Source organism: Paenibacillus sp. P36 (assembly GCF_045866505.1).
GTDB lineage: Bacteria > Bacillota > Bacilli > Paenibacillales > NBRC-103111 > Paenibacillus_E > Paenibacillus_E chondroitinus.
This window is the reverse complement of the sequence record NZ_AP038372.1, coordinates 6,429,799-6,446,249: the sequence shown is the minus strand read 5'-3', so window position 1 is coordinate 6,446,249 and position 16,451 is coordinate 6,429,799. Positions and strand designations below refer to the sequence as shown.

Below are 16,451 nucleotides of genomic sequence, written 5' to 3'. Positions count from 1 at the left end.
GTCAGTCGTATTGGATAAGCGAACCTAGGAGGAACTATGGACAGACGACAGATCGTACAACGGCATAATCCCGAGTTGAACAAATGGGACCCTTTGTCCCCATTTTCCGTAGGGAACGGTGAATTCGCCTTTAGTGCGGACATCACTGGACTACAGTCATTCCCGGATCAATATGAGGTACCGCTAGGCACACAGTCCAATTGGGGTTGGCACTATACGGGCGGTCGAAATCGATTTACGGATCAAGATGTTGAATACCAAATGTTCGAAACGCACGGCAGACTGGTCGGTTACCCGATGAAACCCGGGAGTACAGCGGAGGCTTATCACTGGCTGAGGATGAACCCGCATCGCCTGCAATTAGGCCGAGTTTCTTTTCGCTTCCTGCTGGAATCGGGTGAAGTGGCAGAAGCGGCCGATGTGACGCCGATCAGCCAGCAGCTCGATCTCTGGTCGGGCGTATTGACTAGCTCGTATGCCATTCAAGGCGTCTCGGTTCATGTGACCACGGCTTGTCATCCTTCCAATGATGCGATTGCTGTGCGAGTGGAATCCGGTTTAATTGCACAAGGCCGACTGCAGGTGTTCATGCGTTTCCCGGCGCCCGATATGACGAATACAGGTTGGGCGAAGGCGGTATTTCCTGACTGGGAGAACGACGATAGGCACAGGACAGAACTGCGCGAAGGCAGCGGCAACGAAGCCTTGTTGGAACGTACGATGGATGAAGATAAATACGAGGTGCGTTGGGCTTGGAGTGCCGGCAGCCTTACGCGGACAGGAGCACATGAGTTCACATTGCTCCCTCCATCAGAGCAAGTTGAATTGATTGAATTTTCTGCAACTTTTGCTCCGGAATCGGCACAAATTGCGCTGTCATTTGAAGAGACGATGGCAGCAAGTAAGCTCCACTGGGAGACATTTTGGCTCGGCGGGGCGGCAATCGATTTCTCTGGCAGCTCCGATCCCAGAGCCTACGAGCTTGAACGACGCGTTGTTCTGTCACAGTTCCTGTGCGCTATGCACAGTGGTGGCTCTTTACCGCCGCAAGAGACGGGACTTATGTACAACAGCTGGTTCGGCAAATCCCATTTGGAGATGCACTGGTGGCACGGAGCGCATTTTCCATTGTGGGGGAGGGAAAATATTTTGCTGAAAAGCATGGATTGGTACAGCCGTATCTTACCCGTTGCTCGCGAGCTCGCTCATTCGCAAGGATATGAAGGCGCCCGCTGGCCCAAGATGGTCGACTTTGAAGGAAAACCGTGCCCTTCGCCTGTCGCGCCAGGGTTGATCTGGCAGCAGCCACACCCGATGACGCTGGCGGAGCTATGTTATAAAGCTCAGCCGACGAGGGAGCTGCTGGAGCGTTTCCGCGATATTGTCTATGAATCGGCGGATTTCATGGTTTCTTATGTGCATTGGGACGAAGCTAAGCAAGTCTTTGATCTAGGCCCGCCATTAATCCCGGCGCAGGAGTGTCACTCGCTTGCAGGCAGTAAAAATCCTCCGTACGAGCTCGAGTACTGGAAATATGGCCTAGAGATTGCGATTCGCTGGGCGGAGCTTTTGCAGGAAACGCCTCATGCGAAGTGGGTGCAGGTTGCCGGAATGATGGCCACTCCTCCACAGGCTGAAGGGGTATATCTGGCCCATGAGCTGTGTCCGGATACCTTTACAGCTAAGAATCACGATCATCCATCCATGCTCGGTGCGCTTGGCGTTTTACCTGGCACGATGATTGACCGCAAAGTCATGCTTAACACCCTGTTAAAGGTGAAAGAAGTATGGAAATGGGGCTCCGCCTGGGGCTGGGACTTCCCGATGTGTGCCATGACGGCGGCACGTCTGGGTGAACCGGATCTTGCAGTCGACTTCCTGCTGATGGACGCTGCCAAAAATACATATTTAACCAATGGTCACAACTATCAACGGCCGGGTTTGTCTGCGTATTTGCCAGGTAACGGAGGTTTATTGACGGCTGTTGCGATGATGGCTGCCGGCTGGGAAGGTGGCTCGAATTTGAATAACCCGGGTTTTCCACAGGATGGCAGCTGGAACGTGAAATGGGATGGATTAAAGCCTTGGTTGTAAGTCACCTTGCACGTTGAACGAAATGAATAATCAGGAGGAGAGCGTATGGGAAAAGGAACAATATGGCCCTCGGAACGCAAATCGGCAACGGATCGATTCACTGGCCTTGAAGTGATACAGCTGACGGATTATAAGTCACACAGCCATCATTTATATTTTACGGAAAACGGTTGGTATGACGAGGAACAGCGTCTTATTTTCGTCTCGGATCGTGGCAATAGCACGAATTTGTACAGCATGCATGTGGAGAGCGGAGAGATTACGCAGCTGACTAATTACCCGGGAAATGATCATATCGATGCTTGTTTGCTGCCGGATGGGAGTGCTGTATACATTAAGCTCGGAACGCGGATTATTCGCCTGGATTTACTCGGAGATTTCGATGAAAAAGTGGTTTATGAAGCGCCACAGGGATATCACCTCGGTAATGTAAGCGCCAGCGCCGACGGACAGCATGTCTGTACTTGTGTTCAAGAAGACTTGTCGCACCGGATTCGACTGGACCTAGGCAACGGTTATGTGGGTCATCGAGAACTTATGGAAGCGGCTCCCCACAGCATGATCATACGCATTGACGCAGTGAATGGCGGCGCAGAAACCATTTATGAAGCACATCGTTTTATTACGCATATCAATGCGTCTCCCAAAGAGCCTTGGCTGATGACTTTTTGTCATGAGGGACCATGGCATTTGGTTGATCACCGCATCTGGGGACTGGATTTGCGCACTGGCGAAGCGTGGAAAATTCGTGAGCGTCTTGAGCCGGAGGAGAAGGTCGGCCACGAATTTTTTTATCCTGACGGCGTAACGATTGGCTACCACGGGTTCCGTACGAACGGAACGAATTTCTTCGGCAGCATCCGGTATGACAATACAGAGCTGGAAGAAACGGAGTTTCATTTTGATACGTGGCATGGTTATGCAGACGGTTTGGGGCAAGCCATCGTTGACGGCAAAAGTGCGGTGAAGACGCTGAGCATTTGGCGAAAACAGGACGGGGTTTACGACGGACCTCGTATGCTGTGCGAGCTGCGCTGCAGCTTTCATTCGCAGAAAGTACATGCCCATCCGCGTTTTGATGCGCAAGGCAAGCGTGTGTTATTTACGAGCGACAAGAACGGGTACGGTAATTTGTATTTAGTCCATGTTCCGGAGGACTTTACCGTATTGCCGTTATTCACGCCATAACAAATGAAGCGAGAGGGGGCATAAGCCATGAAGGCTTCCATGCTGGATACGAAAATCGAACGAATGTCCGTTAAGGTCGGCGAAGCGATTTTGTCGCATAGTCAAGACGGTTACCACCCGAAAATGGCCAACCAATGGGGATATGTCGCAGGAATGGCGCTAGCAGCCATCGATAAGCTGGGGGATTGGACGGGCGAGGCCAAATATCATGATTTCGTCAAGCGGCATATGGACGTATTTATTCAAGACGATGGCTCGATACGTGGTTACAAGCTTAACGATTACAACCTTGATCATATTAATAAAGGAAAAAACCTTTTCCGTTTATGGAGGGAAACAGGCGAAGCGAAATATGAGGCGGCAGCGCGTTTGCTGATTACGCAGCTTGTTGGTCAACCCCGTACGAGTGAAGGTGGATTTTGGCATAAAAAAATCTATCCCTTCCAAATGTGGTTGGACGGCTTATATATGTCTTCGCCCTTTATGGCTGAATATGCCCACACCTTCCAAGACAACAGCTGGTTCGATGAGGCCGCTCATCAGTTGCTGCTGGTCGAGCGACATACGCGCAATCCGCAGACGGGTCTGCTGCATCATGCTTGGGACGAAACCCAAGAGCAGCGATGGTGCGCTAGCGGAACAGGCCAATCGAGACATGTATGGGGACGGGCCATGGGCTGGTACGCCATGGCGCTGGTGGACGCGCTTGAGTATTTTCCAATTGGGCACCCGAAACGCGGGCAGCTCATGGGTATTTTTGAAAGGATGGTCAATAGCGTTGTACGTGCGCAGGATCAAGAAAGCGGCGTTTGGTACCAGGTCATGGATTGTAATGGCCAGCAGGGGAATTATCTGGAGTCGTCGGGCTCCTGTATGCTGACTTATGCAATTGCGAAGGGAATCAGGCTGCAATATTTGGCGGAAATCGACCGGAGTGTCGTAGAGCGAGCTTATGAAGGTATCTTGAAGCGTTTCGTGACGGAAGATGAACAGGGTGTGCACCTGCATCAAATTTGTCATGGTGCGGGCCTTGGCGGCCGTAAATACCGGGACGGCTCTTACGCGTATTATTTAAGCGAAACGATCGTAAGCGATGTGTTGATGGGGGTTGCTCCGCTGCTGCTTGCCACACTTGAGATGGAGCAGCTGCGTGAGTCGTGTGCGGAATAAGATGTCGGATCAACTGGAAAATACTAACGAAGATAAGCTGACGATGAGCTACCCGGCCTCCTGGTGGCGGAATATGTGGCGCGAGGCGCTGCCTGCCGGCAACGGTGTGCTTGGCGCGTCCGTATTCGGTGGTGTTCAGGAGGAAACGGTGCTGCTGAACCATGCGAAGTTGTGGCACTGGGGACAACGAGATGAGCTTCCCGATGTCAGCTTCACGCTGGAGCGGACGCGGAAGTTGATGGATGAGGGGCGCTATCAAGAAGCGAGTTGGCAGCTGGCGAATGCGTTGAAGGAGCAGGGGTACGGGACGAAGTTGGCCTCCCGATTTCCGCTGGCCGCCATCCGTCTGACGATGCCCAGCAAGCGGGCTTTTCGCGGGTACAGCCGCACGCTTGATATGGATAGCGGCGAAATAACGGTGGCTTGGAAGGACGGGGATTGCCGGTATAAGCGGACGCTGTTCGTTTCCCGTGCGGATGATTGCATCGTATATGCGATTGACGGAGTAGGGGGGAGCGGCATAACCGGCGAAATCGGTTTGCAGCTTCATCCGAGCGACCGCTGGGCGGACACGCCCGAGTACAAGGAGCTGGAGAGCTCCGTGGAAACAGGCGCGGATGAAGCTTATGCGTGGTACTCGGCAGCTAACGATGATGGAACCGATTTTGGCGCTGTGCTGAGAGTTGTGCAGGAAGGCGGACAAACGAATGCCGGACAAGCCACTGGAGCAGAGGGCGCAATCCGTTTCACGGGAGCAAGTCGAGTGCTCGTGCTGGTTAAAGTTTTTACACATGGAAAGCGAGCGGAAGACTGGCCTCGTTTAAAGTTGGAGCTTGCCGATCTGCTTCGTGATGAGGAAATGGGCGCTGGCGCTGTTTACGAACACTTGCTGGAACGGCATGTCGCGCTGCATCGGCCGCTTTATCGCTCGGCGCAGCTTATTCTGGGTGATGAAGAGCCGGATTCGCGCTCGAACGAGCGGTTGCTGCTCGATGCCTATGAAGGAGAAGCTTCTGAGACTCTTATTCGGAAAATGTGGGCTTACGGCAGGTATTTATTCCTTAGCGGCACCTCAATGGCGGAGGAGGCTGAGCCCTTCGGTTTGTATGGATTATGGGGAGGAGACTATCGTCTGGTCTGGAGCCATAACATGGCTAACGAGAACATTCAGATGATGTATTGGCATGCGCATGTCGGTGGATTAAGCGAGCTGGTTCCCTCGCTATTCCGGTATTACGAGTCGCTGATGGAGGATTTCCGCGATAATGCAAGCAAGCTGTACGGCTGCCGTGGAATCTACATACCGGCAGGCACGACAGCAGGCGTCGGTGTACCCAGTCAGATCGTACCGGTTATTTTAAACTGGACGGGAGCGGCTGGATGGTTGGCACAACATTATGTTGAGTACGCTAAGTTTACGCAAGAAGCCGGCTTCCTGGAAAAGCGAGCGCTGCCGTTCATGAGAGAAGCCCTGCAATTTTATAAAGATTTCCTTGTCCTTGACGAAAGTGGCCAATATAAGATTTACCCTTCTGTATCACCGGAAAATACACCGCTTAATTACATGCCGAAGGACGGCATGCCGCTGGCGCATCCGATGCCTACAGCGATAAATGCGACGATGGATATCGCCATTTTGAAGGAATTGTTGCGGCATTTGATAGAGGCGGTTCAAGCGGTTGGGGATGACCGGAAGGAAGTTGAGGAATGGCAGGAGATGTTGGATCGTCTGCCTGCTTATCGGGTGAACGGTGACGGAGCGGTGAGCGAGTGGGTGCATACAGACTTCGAGGACCGGTATGCTCACAGGCACTTGTCACATCTGTACCCTGTGTTTCCAGGGAACGAAGTGACCAGGGAGACGGATTCCGCCCTGTTTCAAGCTTTTGAGACGGCCGTGAGAAAACGTGAAATTGGGGCGCAAACCGGTTGGTCATTTGCACACATGGCTGCGATTTATGCTCGGTTTGGCGATGGTGACGGCTCGCTGGACTGCCTGGATATGATGTCGAGAGCCAGCCTACTGCCCAACTTGTTCACGCTGCATAATGATTGGCGGGGGATGGGGCTGTCGATGAACATGCCGACGGCGCCCGTGCAGCTCGATGCCAATCTGGGTTGGGTGAATGCCATTCAAGAGATGCTGCTCCAGGTATCGCCGGGAATTATCAAGCTGCTGCCTGCGCTGCCCGGAAGATTGAAGCGAGGGAAATTATCCCGTTGGAGATTTCATACGGGCAAAGTCGCGCTCCAGTGGGACACTGAAACCGGGATGTTCCGAGCGGAGCTAACTGCTGACCGGGAGACGGATACCGTCCTCAAGCTGCCGGATTGGGTGCGCACCTGCACAGTTACCGGCGAGCATATTCAGAGGTCTCCGCTAGGAGAACATTATTATTCGGTTAAAATGAAGCGAGGAGATCAGCCAGTGATTTTTGAGACTGCGGGATGTTGATTCAATTTGCAATCACCGACGACGGTGGGGGATTAGGATTGCTTGTAATGATTCAACCGTTGACACCGGTTTATTCCTACAATAGAATGAATTTATATTCATTATTATGTATTAATATACAGGGCGGTGATCACGTGACTCCTCATTTATTGTCTTTAAAAGAACTCGATAAGGATGCTTTGTTAGCCATCATTCAAAAAGGGATTGAGATCAAACGCAATCCAACGGATTTTTACCACTCATGCGAAAGAAAAGGGCTATTCATGCTTTTTCAGAAAACGTCGACCCGAACCAATTTGTCCTTCCAGTCTGGCATAAACCAAATGGGCGGTTACGCTGTAACCATGGATTGGGATACGAGTAATTTTAGCCTGTCCCCGATTCAGTATGAAGTTCGTTATGCCTCAAGAAACTGTGACGTTATCATGGCACGCTTAAAGAAGCATGCTGATTTACTGGAGTTAGCTAAATATTCGAGTGTCCCTGTCATTAATGGATGCTGTGATAAATACCACCCGTGTCAGGCATTAGCTGATTTGATGACAATTTACGAAGTGAAAGGCAGCTTTGATGGCGTAACGTTAACCTATGTAGGAATCCATAATAATGTTGCCAATTCCTTGGTAGCAGGTTGTGTGACATTAGGTATTAAACTTTTCTTAGTAACTCCGATCGTGAATGAGGCTTCATGGGATGAGGAATTGATGCGTACGGCATATGCAAGTGGGTGCGTTGAAACTTTGAGCAGTATGTCTGAGGCTATTAGCAGAACGGATTTTATTTATACCGACACTTGGGTTGATATGGAGCATTTTTATGATGCCGACTATCAGGAGGAGAAAAATAGAAGGATTCGCACCATGATGCCATTTCAAATTAATAAGCAAAATTTAAGCGGATATTCTCCTTACATCCTGCACGATATGCCCATTCATCCCGGCTATGAAATCGAAGAGAATTTGATTGAGTCGGAGCACTCTATTATTTATCAGCAGGCTGAGAACAGAATGCATGTTCAGAAAAGCTTGTTGTGGCATTTGTTAGAAGCTAACACGTTGGTGAGGAGCTGACTTTGGTGCTCTGGTGCCTCTGGCGGGGGCTGTCGTTCATCAAGGGTGTGTCGTTGGCGAGCGAGGGGAACTACGGGGCACTATTTAAACCAAATCTGCCACTTGGACAGGGAAAGGGAACTAGGGTCCGCTATTTCGCCAATTTGGAGGAAAGTAGCACGTTTGAGAAGAAATAGAACCCTGTAGTTCCCCAGACACCCCTGATATGTCGCGTTTTGTCTTAAATAAGGGAACAAAGTTCCCCTAAGGCTTTCCTGCGCAAAAAACAGCGAGCTTGCTGACGAAATCGTTCCATACGCGAGTAGGGAATTTATAACAACTGTCGAATCAATAGTTGATCCTATCGAGATGGAGGAGTAGCCATGATTCATACGTTCAACCCTCAGCTGTATTATCATACAATGGGCAATCATCCCCCTGTATTGACGGTGCATGATGGGGATACAGTCATTACCTCAACAGTCGATGCGAGAGGCTGGGACAAAAATGGTGAAAGCGCAGCTGATCGCGGGAATCCGATGACAGGACCTTTCTATGTCGAAGGGGCGATGCCCGGCGATACGCTAGCGATTCGATTCGAGTCCATAACACCGAACCGAGAGTGGGCATGGACAACCAATATGCTTGCTCCAGCCGTTATTGATCCAGCTGTTGCGGCTACATTGCCGGCATCGGATATCGTGCACTGGACGGTGGATGTCGCTCAGGGAGTTGCATATCTGAAGGAGCCAACGCCGGGACTGGCCCAATTGAAGCTGCCTCTGCGGCCTTTTTTAGGTTGTTTTGGTGTAGCGCCTTCCAAAGGGCAGTTCATCTCAACGGCTACAAGTGGCGAATACGGCGGAAACATGGACTACAAAGGTCTGGTCGCAGGCACTACCGTCTATTTTCCAGTGTCGGCTGAAGGCGCGTTGTTTTATTTGGGTGATGGTCATGCTTTGCAAGGTGATGGAGAAATCATCGGCACAGGTCTCGAAATATCCATGGATGTTCGGTTCACAGTCAGCGTTCAAAAGGGTAAAACGATCACCTGGCCGCGGGGCGAAACCGACACGTTTTGGTTTTGTATCGGCAACGCCCGGCCGCTTGATCAGGCGCTTCAACATGCAACGACCGAGATGTTACGGCTGCTGCAGGAAGATTGCGGCTTAACCTCTTCGGAAGCCAGCTTGTTGATGGGGCAAGCCGTTGAATATGAAATTGCGAACATGTTCAACCCCGCTTACAGTGTAGTCTGCAAATTGCCGAAGGCGGTACTAACATCATTGACCTCCTAAAAAAGAAAGCCCTCAAACCTGGCCGTAAGCTAGGTTTGAGGGCTTTTTTAAATAAACTCTCGTCCACCGTCAGTCTCTGTATAAATAGAGATCAGCACGATTGCGATGTCATCTCCTATGTTTCTCACCACATGGGGCGTGCAGGCGTTCCAACTGAACGAATCGCCTTCTCCGAATTCTGCCGCATCTTCACCCTGCTCCGCGTGCACTCTTCCTTTGATAACGACATGAACCTCCTCACCTTCGTGAGCATGAGGCAACTCTCCCGTTGAGGCACCCACAGGAAATTCTACCAACATCATCCTGACATTTTTTGTAGAGCTCAAATGCTCCACCTTCAAGTGGTCAGAACCACTTGTCGTAATTCTTCGTTCATCCTTGCGGACAATATGCATACGGTCCTCTTTCTTCAAGAGCAAATAAGCCAAAGGTACCTTTAGAACCTGTGCGATATTTTCAAGTGTAGAAATGGAGGGGGAAGTTTTGTTCGTTTCAAGCTGGCTCATGAAGCCTTGTGATAAGCCGGTTTCTTCACAAATTTGGGCAATCGTAATATTCTTGCGCTTTCGAATAGCCCGTATCGTTGAGCCGATGTCCATCCCGACAGCACCTCGCATCAAATATTAGTAATACAAAACTTAATTACATATTAGCAAAATTTCTGTTGACATGCTAGGGGATGATAGTTTAAATTACTCATATAAACTTTAATTTTATATTACTTATATTTTAAGGAGAGGATAATTAGAATGACAAAAACAGATCTTGTTTCGATGATTATGCGTGTGTTAATGGGAATTATTTTTATCTCCCACGGAATTGCCAAGTTTCAAATGGGACTAAGCAATGTAGAAGGATGGTTCAGTTCAATCGGTATCCCTGGATTTATGGCCTATGCGGTAGCGGGGCTTGAGCTTGTGGGCGGGATTATGCTCGTTGCAGGATTGTTTACCCGTTATGTATCGGGCTTGTTCGTAGTGATGCTGATCGGCGCAATTATTACCGCGAAGCTTTCCGTTGGACTTCTTGGCAATGCACAGTCGCCAGGCTACGAGCTTGATCTCGGCTTTCTGTTGATTTCGTTATATTTAGTTGTCGCAGACACGTCTCCACTTTCAGTCGACAGATTTATTATGAGAAAACATAGCGCGTAACATACAACAGAGGAGGATTATGATGAATCCGGCGTACCCATATGATGTGCATCTACCGGCGAATATAGACCCAGACAAGAAATATCCGGTCATCTTTACTTTGCATGGCAAGGGCTCCAACGAGAAAAATATGTTTAGCCTGGTCGCTCCGCTAGCTGACGACTTCATTATTATCGGCATTCGCGGGAATCTGCCTCTTGGCTCCGGTTATCAGTACTATAGTTTGAAAAGTTTAGGAAATCCCATTCGGGTGATGTTTGACGAAGCGATAAAAAACCTTGAAGCATTCATTCAGTATGCAACAGAAAAGTATCCGATCGACCAGAGCAAGCGTTATTTGCTGGGCTTTAGCCAAGGCGCGATCCTATCGATGTCGCTTGCGCTTACGATGGGTGATCAGTTGAAGGGGATCGTTGCGCTGAACGGGTACATTCCTGATTTTGTGAAGACTGAGTATGCTTTGAAAAGCGTGAAGGAAGTATCCGTATTTGTCTCGCATGGCGAGTACGACTCCATTTTTCCTGTTCGGATTGGCCATGAATCGGCAGCGTATTTCCAAGATCAGACGCCTCGCTTAACGTTTCATTTATATCCTACGGACCATGGCGTATCGGAAGAAAACCAGCTTGATTTTCTAAATTGGCTTAAACAAGATCTTGATTTAATAACTACGAAGGAGCGTGAAGAAGCATGATGCCTTCCTATTTTTTCGCGCATGGCGCGCCGTCGATTGTGCTTGAGGATAACGCATATACACAACTGTTAAAGCACTTTAAGGAGCATACACCTAAACCTAAAGCGATTGTCCTTTTTTCCGCTCATTGGGAGGAAACGGTGCAGAGTGTAAGTGCTGCTGAAACGTATGAAACCATTTATGATTTTGGCGGGTTCCAGGATGAACTTTATCAAATGACTTATCCGGCCAAAAGTGACCGCTCTCTGGTTGAACAGATTCAAAAGCTGTTTGAGCAGCAAGGCATTCAAAATGTTCGAAACGAGCAGCGAGGACTCGACCACGGGGCTTGGGCTGTATTGAAGCTGCTGTATCCTGATGCGGACATTCCGGTCGTCGCTTTATCCGTGAACCGGAATTTGCCTAACGAACAGCAATATCAAATTGGTAAAGCATTGGCAGCGCTCAGAGAGCAGGATGTTCTCATTATCGGCAGCGGCGGCACCGTCCACAATTTGAGAAAATTGAATTGGCGGTTTGCTGGTATTGATGAGTGGGCAGAGCAGTTCGACAGCTGGCTCCAAAACAAGCTCGAGGCATGGGACACGGAAGCGTTGTTTCAGTATCGCGAACTTGCGCCTTTCGCCCAGGAAGCCGTGCCGACGAGCGAACACTTTATTCCATTGCTGCTTGCGATGGGGACCGGTGACTCCAACCGGCAGGCAAAGCTGCTTCATCGCAGCTATCAATATGGCAATTTGAGCTTAAGCTGCTGGCAGTTTAGTTAAAGCAGGAAGGCAGTCGACGATAAATCGGCTGCCTTTTTTCAGTTAAGCCGCGCTCCCATCCGGATCAGGTTTTATCGTTAATAGAGCCAAAACAGCTGCAAGTACACAAAAACCGGTAATTGTATAGAACATAAAGTGAGGTGAGATTTTCACCAGGATGGCAGCAAGCGGAGGACCAATCGCCACACCAATAAATCGCATGGAGCTATAAAGCGAAGTGATGGTTCCGCGCTCACTCTTATCAATGCCTTCCGTGATCATGGCATCCATGCATGGCAACGTTACACCGATTCCGATTCCTCCCACACTAATTAAACCTATCAGCCAAGCAATGCCATGCAGCATACCACTTATGATAAAACTAGCGGCGGCTAAGGTGATTCCTCCAAATGTGATCCATTTCATCAGCATTTTATTTTTACCAATTCGTTTGCCGGTAATGAATGAGGCTATGCACAAGGCAGTCGATGGGATGGCTAAAATACAGCCTTTGATGATCCCTTTCACATGGTATTCATCCTCCAGCGTGTCAGACAAATAAAACAACGTTCCGAAGATAGCGAGCATACATATACATCCGATAGCAAAAATGGCCAATAACCATTTTCCGTTATCGATGAAAATTTGTTTCAAATGGGTTCGAAATTGGGCAAAGGTGATCTTTTCGTCTTTCTTTTTAGCAGGCGATTTGACCAGAAATGCCACTAATATAGCGGAAATCACACAAAGAACAGGAATCGCAAGAAAGGGAGCAAACCATACCATTAAGGCGAGAGCCGATCCCAGTATGGGGCTAAGCACTTTGCCAAAGGTATTCGCGGTCTCCACGACGCCCAGACTGCTGCTTACATCACTTTCTTTTTTGAAAATATCGCCGACAAGCGGCAGTACGATTGGAAAAGCACCGGCGGCACCTATGCCTTGCAAGAATCGGCCTAACATGATAACCAAGTAAGGATTTTCGATCCACCAAGCGCCTAAGCCACAAATTAGCCCGCCAATTCCAGTAATGATCAGACTCGGGATAATAATGATCTTCCTGCCAAAGCGATCGGAGAGATAACCGGCGACAGGGATAAGCAGGATGGCTACGGCGGAGTAGATCGTTATCAATAAGCTCACCTGGAGAGACGTTATTCCTAATTTGCTGCGAATGGAAGGCAGCACAGGGATGAGCATTGAATTTCCTAGTGTCATAATAAGTGGTATAGAAGCAATTGATACAAGGTCCCACTTTTTATTTTCCACCTATTACACCTAGCCTTTTTAATTTAATTGCTTGTATGAGATCTGTACGACTAACTTACTATTCCCCTATTTATATGCCCAAACCAAAACATATTTATCCCACTTGTATAATCGGAATAACTGTTGTAAAATTATGAGAATTATCGTTATCTGCCAATTGGTTAACCAAAGGCTCCCTAACATAAGGCCTCCGTACAAGTTCCATGTGCGGTTGTCCTTAGTCGGGAGCCTTTTCTAATTTCACACATAAGGTGGTATCGTTATGAGCAAAAAACAACGTCAACTTCATCTGAACTTGTTCGTTTCCCCAATGGGACACCATGAGGCTGCTTGGCGGCATCCGCAGTCGAACCTCGATCAGCTGCTTGATTTCTCTTTGTACCAGCGTCTGGCTGCAAAAGCGGAAGCAGCGAAGCTGGATTCGCTGTTTTTTGCGGACCGGGTAGCGACCAGTCCGAACGCGGCCAAGTATGGGGCGATCGGCGGGTATGAACCGCTGACGCTTCTGTCGGCACTTGCCGTGGTCACGCAGCGAATCGGTCTGATCGCGACCGTGTCCACGAGCTTCAACGAGCCGTTTAATCTGGCTCGGAGGTTTGCCTCTCTCGACCATCTTAGCCGCGGCCGCGCCGGTTGGAACATCATTACATCCGGAACGGATGCGGAAGCGCAAAATTTCAATTATGAGCAAATCCCGGAACATGCTGCGCGTTATGAGCGAGCGAGGGAGTTTTTGGACGTAGCTACGAAGTTGTGGGATAGCTGGGAAGACGATGCCCTTGTCAGAGACAAGGAAGCAGGCGTTTTTGCCGATAGCTCCAAGGTTCATGAGCTTAACCATAAAGGGGACCACTTCTCCGTGAAGGGGCCATTGAACATATCCCGTGGACCACAGGGGCGGCCGCTGCTCGTCCAAGCCGGTTCTTCGCAGAATGGCAGACATTTCGCTGCGGAGTATGCGGAGGCGATTTTCACGGCTCAACAAACATTTGAGGAAGCGGAGTCGTTCTATAAAGATATGAAGCAGCGGGCGGTTCAGCTGAATCGGTTGCCGGAACATATCGTCATCCTGCCGGGAATATGCCCAATTATCGGGCGCACCGAGGAGGAAGCCAAAGAGAAGGAAGCGAAGCTCGTGGAGCTCTCTAACCCGGCCCTCAGCTTGTTGATGCTATCCAATCGGATCGGCTTTGATCTGACGGGTTATCCATTGGACGGCCCGATGCCGCAGCTTCCGGTTGAAGAAGTGAGAGGCCATCAAAGCCGCACCAGCTTGATCGTCGAGATGGCTCATCGCGAGAATCTGACGCTGCGCCAGGTGCTGGAACGTCTGGCCGGAGGACGCGGTCATCGGACAATAACAGGTACGCCTCAGCAAATTGCCGATGTGATGGAGCATTGGTTCAAGAACGGAGCTGCAGACGGCTTCAATATTATGCCGCAGCTGATGGCAGGCGGGTTGGAGGATTTCTTGGACCTCGTCGTTCCCGAGCTGCAGCGCAGAGGATTGTTCCGAACGGAGTACACGGGTACGACCCTTCGTGATCACTACGAGCTTCCGTATCCCGGCAGTCAGTTTGCGGTAACTCCGGTTTCGACGAAGATAGAGACGAACTGGTACAGCGCGTGATAAATGCAAGTTTCAATCGGGGCCGAGCTCATTTAGCGGGCTCCTTTTTCATGAAATTCGTGTAACCTACCTAACGTTCCGGAGGAACTGTATGACTTGGAACAGGATCCGCTTCTTCATGGGGGAGTAGCAGGTGTTGCTGCACTAGAATGGGAGGAGTAAAAGGAACTACAGTCCGTAATTTCGCTGAATTGCGGATCTTCAGAAATTGAATCTGACGACTTTTTTATTCTCTCCTATAGAACTTTTGAATAGATGAATAGAAGAATGCGATATACACTGCGGCCATCTGTTGGGATATAGTATTCCTATGAAATTAAATCCGATTATACACATCGGTATTAATGGTTAAAAGGGGAGTGACTTCAATGTCCAAGAGACAACTTAAGCTGGGAGCTAATTTGAACGGAGTCGGAAACAGTATATCCTTCTGGCGGCATCCTGAAGTGCCAACCAATGCGAGCGTCAATTTAGCGTTCTATAAAGAACAGGCTCGCAAAGCGGAACAGGGGAAATTCGACCTCTTGTTTATCGCCGATGGCTTATTCATTAACGAAAAGTCCAATCCGCACTTTCTGAACCGTTTTGAACCGCTGACACTGCTGTCAGCCTTAAGCGAAGCGACTAGCCATATCGGGCTGGTTGCAACTTTATCTACTTCCTATAGTGAGCCATTCACGGTTGCTAGACAGTTTGCTTCCATCGACCATCTTAGCGGAGGCCGAGCGGGCTGGAATGTTGTCACATCGCCTTTGGAAGGTTCGGCGCTTAACTTTGGCAAAGGCGAGCATCCCCATCATTCGCTGCGTTACGAGATTGCTGAGGAGCATCTTGAGGTTGTAAAAGGACTTTGGGACTCCTGGGAGGACGATGCGTTCGTACGAGACAAAACAAGCGGGGTATTTTTCGATTCCGCCAAGCTTCACACCCTGAACCATAAAGGCAAACATTTTGCGGTTCAAGGTCCGCTGAATGTCGCACGCTCCAAACAGGGATACCCCGTCGTGTTCCAAGCGGGATCCTCGGATTCCGGCAAAGATCTTGCAGCCAAGTCGGCGGATGCCGTCTACACGGGACACGAAACATTCGAGCAAGCGCAAGCTTTTTATCAGGATGTCAAAGACCGAGCAGCTGCCTATGGCCGCCAGCCGGATGATATTTTGATTTTCCCGGGTATCGGACCTATTGTCGGAAGAACGGAAGAGGAAGCCGAGCGCAAATATCAGGAAATTGCTGAACTTGTCACCATTGATCAGGCATTGAACTATTTGGGGCGTTATTTTGAGCATTATGACTTCTCGCAGCATGCATTGGATGAGCCGTTTCCGGAACTTGGCGATTTCGGCAGCAACAGCTTCCGCAGTACGACAGACCGCATTAAGCAGGAAGCCAAGGAGCAGGGACTCACACTTCGTCAGGTTGCGCTGCGGGCATCCACGCCGAGAAGCAATTTCATCGGGACCCCGGAGAAGGTGGCTGATCTCATCCAGCAATGGTTCGAGGGAGGGGCTGCCGATGGCTTTAACATTCGAACGGTCGTACCGAACGGACTCGCTGATTTTGTAGATTTGGTTGTGCCAGTGCTGCAGGAGCGCGGAATATTCCGCAAGGAATATGAAAGTGACACGCTGCGGGGCAACTTGGGGTTGAATGTTCCCGAGAACCGTTATATCCGGCAGGCTGAAGCGGTAAGGGGGAACTAAC

Annotated in this window: 13 protein-coding genes; 11 read left to right on the top strand and 2 right to left on the bottom strand. The window is 49.7% G+C overall.

Annotated elements, in window-relative coordinates; genetic code table 11:
• Nucleotides 1-36 precede the first annotated feature (36 nt).
• The 6 genes from ACKTT9_RS28705 (at nt 37) to ACKTT9_RS28680 (ending at nt 9,254) form a co-directional block, all read left to right on the top strand.
• A complete protein-coding gene (locus ACKTT9_RS28705; RefSeq protein ID WP_407868627.1) occupies nt 37-2,094 on the top strand; it encodes a glycoside hydrolase family 65 in 2,058 nt (685 codons plus the stop codon).
• A 45-nt stretch (nt 2,095-2,139) separates the two neighbouring features.
• Nucleotides 2,140-3,282, top strand: a complete 1,143-nt coding sequence (locus ACKTT9_RS28700) for an oligogalacturonate lyase family protein (RefSeq protein WP_407868626.1) — start codon at nt 2,140-2,142, stop codon at nt 3,280-3,282.
• Between the two features lie 27 nt (nt 3,283-3,309).
• Nucleotides 3,310-4,452, top strand: coding sequence for a glycoside hydrolase family 105 protein (locus tag ACKTT9_RS28695; RefSeq protein WP_407868625.1), 1,143 nt, complete (start codon nt 3,310-3,312; stop codon nt 4,450-4,452).
• Nucleotides 4,433-6,907, top strand: a complete 2,475-nt coding sequence (locus ACKTT9_RS28690) for a glycosyl hydrolase family 95 catalytic domain-containing protein (protein ID WP_407868624.1) — start codon at nt 4,433-4,435, stop codon at nt 6,905-6,907. The genes ACKTT9_RS28695 and ACKTT9_RS28690 overlap by 20 nt, the downstream gene beginning before the upstream one ends.
• On the top strand, nt 6,901-7,977 hold the full coding sequence (locus ACKTT9_RS28685; protein ID WP_407868623.1) for an ornithine carbamoyltransferase: 1,077 nt from the start codon (nt 6,901-6,903) through the stop codon (nt 7,975-7,977). Before ACKTT9_RS28690 ends, ACKTT9_RS28685 begins: the two co-directional genes overlap by 7 nt.
• Before the next feature lie 362 nt (nt 7,978-8,339).
• A complete protein-coding gene (locus ACKTT9_RS28680; protein ID WP_407868622.1) occupies nt 8,340-9,254 on the top strand; it encodes an acetamidase/formamidase family protein in 915 nt (304 codons plus the stop codon).
• A gap of 47 nt (nt 9,255-9,301) precedes the next feature.
• Here the strand turns inward: ACKTT9_RS28680 and ACKTT9_RS28675 are convergent, their stop codons facing one another.
• Nucleotides 9,302-9,853, bottom strand: a complete 552-nt coding sequence (locus ACKTT9_RS28675; protein WP_127458782.1) for a helix-turn-helix domain-containing protein — start codon at nt 9,851-9,853, stop codon at nt 9,302-9,304.
• 150 nt (nt 9,854-10,003) lie between these two features.
• Here ACKTT9_RS28675 and ACKTT9_RS28670 point away from each other — a divergent pair, with 150 nt between their 5' ends.
• The 3 genes from ACKTT9_RS28670 to ACKTT9_RS28660 are packed head-to-tail and all read left to right on the top strand — an operon-like array spanning nt 10,004 to nt 11,869.
• A complete protein-coding gene (locus ACKTT9_RS28670; protein WP_407868621.1) occupies nt 10,004-10,408 on the top strand; it encodes a DoxX family protein in 405 nt (134 codons plus the stop codon).
• Between the two features lie 22 nt (nt 10,409-10,430).
• Complete coding sequence (locus ACKTT9_RS28665; protein WP_407873134.1) at nt 10,431-11,102, top strand: alpha/beta hydrolase; 672 nt, start codon at nt 10,431-10,433, stop codon at nt 11,100-11,102.
• Complete coding sequence (locus ACKTT9_RS28660; RefSeq protein ID WP_407868620.1) at nt 11,099-11,869, top strand: DODA-type extradiol aromatic ring-opening family dioxygenase; 771 nt, start codon at nt 11,099-11,101, stop codon at nt 11,867-11,869. The genes ACKTT9_RS28665 and ACKTT9_RS28660 overlap by 4 nt, the downstream gene beginning before the upstream one ends.
• A gap of 42 nt (nt 11,870-11,911) precedes the next feature.
• On the opposite strand, the gene ACKTT9_RS28655 is transcribed toward ACKTT9_RS28660, so the two are convergent.
• On the bottom strand, nt 11,912-13,117 hold the full coding sequence (locus ACKTT9_RS28655) for an MFS transporter (protein WP_407868619.1): 1,206 nt from the start codon (nt 13,115-13,117) through the stop codon (nt 11,912-11,914).
• 262 nt (nt 13,118-13,379) lie between these two features.
• On the opposite strand from ACKTT9_RS28655, the gene ACKTT9_RS28650 reads away from it, so the two are divergent.
• Both ACKTT9_RS28650 and ACKTT9_RS28645 read left to right on the top strand, forming a co-directional pair.
• A complete protein-coding gene (locus ACKTT9_RS28650) occupies nt 13,380-14,747 on the top strand; it encodes an LLM class flavin-dependent oxidoreductase (protein ID WP_407868618.1) in 1,368 nt (455 codons plus the stop codon).
• Between the two features lie 368 nt (nt 14,748-15,115).
• Nucleotides 15,116-16,450, top strand: a complete 1,335-nt coding sequence (locus ACKTT9_RS28645; RefSeq protein WP_407868617.1) for an LLM class flavin-dependent oxidoreductase — start codon at nt 15,116-15,118, stop codon at nt 16,448-16,450.
• The last annotated feature ends 1 nt before the right edge of the window (nt 16,451 follow it).

Coding starts and splice junctions, on each gene's coding strand:
- ACKTT9_RS28680 (WP_407868622.1), top strand. CDS start 8,340: ATGATTCATACGTTCAACCCTCAGCTGTATTATCATACAATGGGCAAT.
- ACKTT9_RS28660 (WP_407868620.1), top strand. CDS start 11,099: ATGATGCCTTCCTATTTTTTCGCGCATGGCGCGCCGTCGATTGTGCTT.
- ACKTT9_RS28700 (WP_407868626.1), top strand. CDS start 2,140: ATGGGAAAAGGAACAATATGGCCCTCGGAACGCAAATCGGCAACGGAT.
- ACKTT9_RS28665 (WP_407873134.1), top strand. CDS start 10,431: ATGAATCCGGCGTACCCATATGATGTGCATCTACCGGCGAATATAGAC.
- ACKTT9_RS28705 (WP_407868627.1), top strand. CDS start 37: ATGGACAGACGACAGATCGTACAACGGCATAATCCCGAGTTGAACAAA.
- ACKTT9_RS28685 (WP_407868623.1), top strand. CDS start 6,901: ATGTTGATTCAATTTGCAATCACCGACGACGGTGGGGGATTAGGATTG.
- ACKTT9_RS28650 (WP_407868618.1), top strand. CDS start 13,380: ATGAGCAAAAAACAACGTCAACTTCATCTGAACTTGTTCGTTTCCCCA.
- ACKTT9_RS28675 (WP_127458782.1), bottom strand. CDS start 9,853: ATGGACATCGGCTCAACGATACGGGCTATTCGAAAGCGCAAGAATATT.
- ACKTT9_RS28645 (WP_407868617.1), top strand. CDS start 15,116: ATGTCCAAGAGACAACTTAAGCTGGGAGCTAATTTGAACGGAGTCGGA.
- ACKTT9_RS28695 (WP_407868625.1), top strand. CDS start 3,310: ATGAAGGCTTCCATGCTGGATACGAAAATCGAACGAATGTCCGTTAAG.
- ACKTT9_RS28670 (WP_407868621.1), top strand. CDS start 10,004: ATGACAAAAACAGATCTTGTTTCGATGATTATGCGTGTGTTAATGGGA.